Annotated in this window: 5 protein-coding genes; 1 reads left to right on the top strand and 4 read right to left on the bottom strand. The window is 44.2% G+C overall.

From position 1 onward, the window contains the following. Window positions 1-38: 38 nt before the first annotated feature. Entirely contained in the window at window positions 39-470 is a 432-nt protein-coding gene (locus K5Q99_RS21460) for an Lrp/AsnC family transcriptional regulator (RefSeq protein WP_006079646.1), read from the top strand. A gap of 273 nt (window positions 471-743) precedes the next feature. Here the strand turns inward: K5Q99_RS21460 and nrfD are convergent, their stop codons facing one another. From nrfD to K5Q99_RS21440, 4 genes are all read right to left on the bottom strand, one after another. Next, window positions 744-1,685 (bottom strand): cytochrome c nitrite reductase subunit NrfD, encoded by a 942-nt coding sequence (nrfD, locus tag K5Q99_RS21455; protein WP_220591420.1) that lies wholly within the window; start codon window positions 1,683-1,685, stop codon window positions 744-746. After that, the gene (locus tag K5Q99_RS21450; protein ID WP_220778078.1) at window positions 1,682-2,368 is read right to left on the bottom strand and encodes a 4Fe-4S dicluster domain-containing protein; all 687 of its coding nucleotides are present in this window, start codon (window positions 2,366-2,368) and stop codon (window positions 1,682-1,684) included. Before K5Q99_RS21450 ends, nrfD begins: the two co-directional genes overlap by 4 nt. Before the next feature lie 9 nt (window positions 2,369-2,377). After that, entirely contained in the window at window positions 2,378-2,839 is a 462-nt protein-coding gene (locus K5Q99_RS21445; protein ID WP_011845461.1) for a nitrite reductase, read from the bottom strand. A 77-nt stretch (window positions 2,840-2,916) separates the two neighbouring features. Then, window positions 2,917-3,393, bottom strand: coding sequence for a DUF2726 domain-containing protein (locus K5Q99_RS21440; RefSeq protein WP_006079641.1), 477 nt, complete (start codon window positions 3,391-3,393; stop codon window positions 2,917-2,919). Window positions 3,394-3,765 lie beyond the last annotated feature (372 nt).

The following is a 3,765-nucleotide window of genomic DNA, read 5'->3' as shown; positions in this document are numbered from 1 at the left end:
ATACAGATATGATATCGCCATTTTCACTGGAGTCACCCTTGGATAAATTCGATACCGCCATCATTCATAGTTTGCGTCAGGATGCACGCCAGAGCGTGTCGAATATTGCCGAACAAGTGAACCTTTCCCGCAGCGCGGTAGCCGAGCGGATTAAAAAACTCGAACAGACTGGGGTGATCCGTGGCTATCAAGTACTCTTGAGTGAGTCGCAAAAAGAAGGGGTGTCGGCTTATTTCGAAATCCAACACCAATGTCCACGTTGTGCCGACGTGGTACACGTTTTTCAAGCGATCCCCGAGGTGATTACCTGCCGTGGTATTTCCGGTGATATGGATTTACTCGTGTACGTGCATGCACCTTCGATGCGCCGCCTGCATGAGATCCGTGAGTACATCGACACGCACACAGATATCATCAAGATCAAAACCCATGTGGTGATGAGTGAGTGGATTAATAATCTAGGCGAGTAAAGGACAGTTGCCCTAAAACAAGAAACGCCACCCTAAGGAATAGAGGTGGCGAGGCCCATTTGGAGGCAGGGCAAAATATTGAAGTGTAAAACATGGCATCCTTGCCCAGCGACCTCCCTGTTACACAACCAATCGCGACTAGACTTACCCCTTGAGAGCTCAGCCAGCGCCGCAAGGGCCTCATCTACAATGTTTTCCTTTGACATTGTTTCCGCGATCCGTCGATTTCCTTGATTCTTATCATCTTGTTCATTATGAATGAAGTGTCGCGCCTTAAGCGATCGTCATTTGTCCTGTGTACAGAATGAAGTTACGCAGCAATAAAACCCCGATTAAACTCAAGCATGCCGTCCCTGCAACATAAGCCCATTTGCGTTTCGACGTCGTAGTCATAAACAGGTTCATCGCTAAGGGGCCTGATAAACCGAGCCCGATAATTCCCACCCAGAAAATCCAGCCCCAGAAGCCATAACCTAGCGCATTAAAGGCGGCCATCTTACTCTGTCCTCCTGTAAGCACTAAGCCCATAAAGAAGGTAAAAATCAGCACAATTTCGACTAAAATCAGTGGAATTTCAACCTTGTGGATAAAGTGCACCTCTTTGTCATTCGGTTTGCCATTCATCAACACGCCACCAAGTAATGAAGATGCCGCGCCGGAAGACAATCCAGATGCCAAAAACAGTAAAGGCAGCACAGGATTTTTCAGCATGGGATAGCCGGGTAATGCCGATAACAAGAAGCCGGTATATGCGCCTAATGCTAAGGATAGAATCACCAGTAACCCCGTAATCGTCGCCTCAAACCGAGCGAGTAAAGCCGTCAATTTAAGGACGATAGGAAAGCGCGATTCACACCAAGCATCGACTGGTTTGCGAAAGATTAACCCAATCCACATAAACATAAACACTTGGTAAATCAACAGAATCAGTACACCCATCGACATCACAGATTTAGGATTGTAAAACACCAAAATCTTCCAGAAATCGAGGGGTTTAGTTAAATCTGCGACCAATATGCCTAAGCCCGCCATTACGGCGACTGGGGCGACAATACAGGCGGCACGTATAAAACCAGACTGATAGGCGTTTTGCTTCAAAACAAAATGTTTCAACAGTACGGCGAAGAACATAGCCCCTGCTGATACACCCGCTAAAAACAGGTAAATTGCAATCGGCCAATGCCAGACTAAGGTATCAAAATGTAGGGCACTCATAGTATCACCTCCCCGGATTTTGCCAGGATACGGAACAACTTAGGTCGCGTTCCGAGGGCGACTTTCGCGCGTTGAGTTGGGTTAGCACGCAGCACTTGTACTAACTCAGACGTTGGATCTTTTAAATTACCGAACACTAACGCCTTAGTCGGACAAGCCTCAACGCAGGCAGGCTGTTTACCTTGCGCAAGATTCGTCTCACGGCAGAAATCACACTTATCCGCCGCGTGGGTGACTGGATTAATAAAACGAATTTTGTAAGGGCAAGCCGCAATACAATATTGGCAGCCGACACATTTCCACGCATTGACTGACACTATGCCGGTTTCTTTCTCAATAAAGGCAGCCCCCGTTGGGCACACGTTGACACAAGGTGCATCTTCACAATGCTGACAAGAAACACGGCTAAAGTGATAATACTCATTCGGATACTCACCGAACGGTCCAGTTTGCTCAATCCTGACCCGTGAAACCCCTTCTGGCACTTGATTGGTTTCACGACATGCCACTTCACATGCGCGGCAACCAATACACTTAGTTTCATCATGAATCATCGCATATTTAATATCTGACTCTGCTTTAGCACCTTCAGAGGCATTCACTGTGGCGAGCAGTGATGCGCCCGTAGCGCCAGCAAATAAGGCACATGTGCCTTTTAGAAATCTTCTTTTTGAATTTTCCATAACCTACCCCTACTGGCCACTATGGCAATTGCGGCACAGCTCACTGCGAACTTTTGGCGTCATATCCGCCATAGGTTCGGTTGGGCTATGTAATTTATGACAGGCGGCACAGGGCACTTTTTGTGCGTGCACATTATGCGTCCATTCGGTTTCGCCCAGTTTTCGCTGTGTATGGCACTTGTGACAAACGGCGAGCTGAGTATCAAGCTCCGAGCCATCTTTCATACCAAACACCACGATATCATTCGGCTTTTTAGGGTGATCGCCTTTTTCGCCATGACAGGTTGAACAGGTCATTTTCATCGCATCTTGGCCGTGATGCCCTAACATTTGACCGTTACGTTTGTGGCACTTCATACAAGTCGTGTCACTGTTAATTTGAAGGGCCGACTCGGCACTTGTCGCACCAAAGCTTAAAAGCAATGCAATTGCACCCAAGCGAATCGACCACAGCCATTGTCTTTTGGACATAGGGAGTCCTCACATTTATTTTGGGAAGGGAGAAGAGGAGTGTCAGGGTTCGGATAACTCCGAACCCGACGGTCGGATCAGACGGCTAACGCTTGCTTAAGGCTCTGTGTATCCCACTGTTTATGTTGGTTCATTTCAATAAAGTTGATATTGAACTTACTAAACAGCTTTTTCATTGGCGAGTTGTGTTCTTTGCCAAAATCACTGATCACCATTTTCACTTCAGATGAGTCATGATCTATTAACACATAGTCTAGTCGGCACTCGTGATTTAAATCAGCGTCATGCTGGTCCATTTCAAATACGGTGTCTAGCGGGACATTACAGCAAACATCGTATTTGCCTTCCACTACGGTTTTTAACGATTTAAAAAAGTTAAAACTTTGTTTATCGAACAGTACTGGTTTAAGTTTCATTTCATGATGTTCTGCCTCATCGGGGCCCGCTTTAAAAAACTTAATGCAGGTCATGACGAACATGACAAAAACAAATGGCACTGCTACAAACAGCACGAAATACATAAACGCATAGCTGAGAATGACTGAAGTATTCATAACGCCTCCAATAACCTATTTATTTTTTGTTATCTCCTTTAAAGCAACTTCAGTATTAACGTGAAGCATTTTATTTTTTTTGACAAAGATCACATTTAACAATGGCAAATTAATAATAAACAACAAGTTAAGAATCAGATCTCATTGCTATTTAGCGCAAATCTTGAATGTAAAAATTGATAATTGATAATTGATAATTGATAATCGATAAGGTGAAATTCAATTAAATGAATTTCACCTTTTAAAATTCCAAATTTATCTTTATCACATTTTAAAATATAAAAAACATTAAATCTAAAAACGACACTAGCAGACTGCGATATTATAGTTTTGAAGTTGAGATATGTTTCACATTAAATTTATTTAATCACG

It is taken from the genome of Shewanella hafniensis, from assembly GCF_019655335.1.
GTDB lineage: Bacteria > Pseudomonadota > Gammaproteobacteria > Enterobacterales > Shewanellaceae > Shewanella > Shewanella hafniensis.
The sequence above is the reverse complement of the archived record's forward strand: the minus strand, read 5'-3'. Positions and strand labels throughout refer to the sequence as shown.